Origin of the sequence: Micromonospora endophytica (assembly GCF_003236305.1) — a bacterium.
GTDB lineage: Bacteria > Actinomycetota > Actinomycetes > Mycobacteriales > Micromonosporaceae > Micromonospora > Micromonospora endophytica.
Genome location: NZ_POTX01000487.1, coordinates 1 through 1,020 on the forward strand (window position 1 = coordinate 1; position 1,020 = coordinate 1,020).

Annotated in this window: 1 protein-coding gene; it reads right to left on the reverse strand. The window is 65.3% G+C overall.

What is annotated here, in order from left to right; translation table 11 throughout:
* Positions 1 to 38: 38 nt before the first annotated feature.
* On the reverse strand, positions 39 to 860 hold the full coding sequence (locus C1I93_RS30675) for a transposase family protein (protein WP_111246709.1): 822 nt from the start codon (positions 858 to 860) through the stop codon (positions 39 to 41).
* Positions 861 to 1,020 lie beyond the last annotated feature (160 nt).

A 1,020-nucleotide genomic window follows, 5' to 3' on the forward strand; every position in this document is an offset into this window, starting at 1 on the left:
TGAGCCATTCCGCGCAACGTTCTGATTACCGGTGGTGATCATGTGGTGCGGTCGTGGTCGGTGTGGAGCAGGACGAGTGCGGCGGCCACGATCTTGCCGATGTGCCATGGGTCGAGGCTGATGTTGCGTAGCGCCTTGAAGGTGGTCTTGAGCAGGGAGTTTCCGCGTTCGCCGATGGCTCGTAGGCCGTTGTGGGCCTTGTTGAACTGCTGCTGGATCGCGGTGAGTCGGCTGTTCTTTGGTTTCTTGAACGCCACGGTGATGGTGGTGGACTCGCCTTCGTAGCCCAGATCGCCGAGGGGGCGCAGATCGGCGCCGGCCTCTCGGAGGCAGGGCAGGAGTTCAGGGTGGGTGCGTAGTGCGGTGGTGTCGTGCTCGCGGCCGGGACGTACGGGCGAGGTCCAGATGGGCCAGCCGTCGCCGACGGTGATCACCTGGATGTTGCCGCCGTGGTTGTCGTGCTTGGCCGACCACCACAGATCCACGCCCGGTGTGGGCCCAGGAGTACGACACCGGTCGGTCTCGATCAGCGTGCCGTCGATGTTGACGTGGGAGTAGCCGGCGGTCTTGGCGGCGAGGAGGGCGCCGTGCAGGCCGGGCGCCTGCGCGGCGAGTACGGCGATGGCCTCGTGCAGGTAGTCGTAGCCGGTGGACACGCTGATCCGGTTGTCGGCGGCGAGTTGCTTGATCCGGGTGCCGTCGTAGAACCAGCGCAGGGTCAGGATCGCCTGGTCACGGCAGGGAAGCGACCGGGTCCGGGCCCGGGTGCCGCGGCGGATACGTTCGGCGTTGAGCAACCCGGTCAGGCGGCTCACCGTCTCCTCGCGTACCGGCAGTACAGCGGTGTATGTGACACTCATGTCGACGCAGGACCTCTATGAAGTTGATCTGTGGAAGGACCACTTCGTATCGGGGTTCTGCGTCTTTTCTCCGTACCCCGCCTGATCTGGCGCGTCCGACGCCTACCCGGCATTCCGGACAGCTACTGACTGCTACCGCCTGCTTGCGCGGAATGGCTCA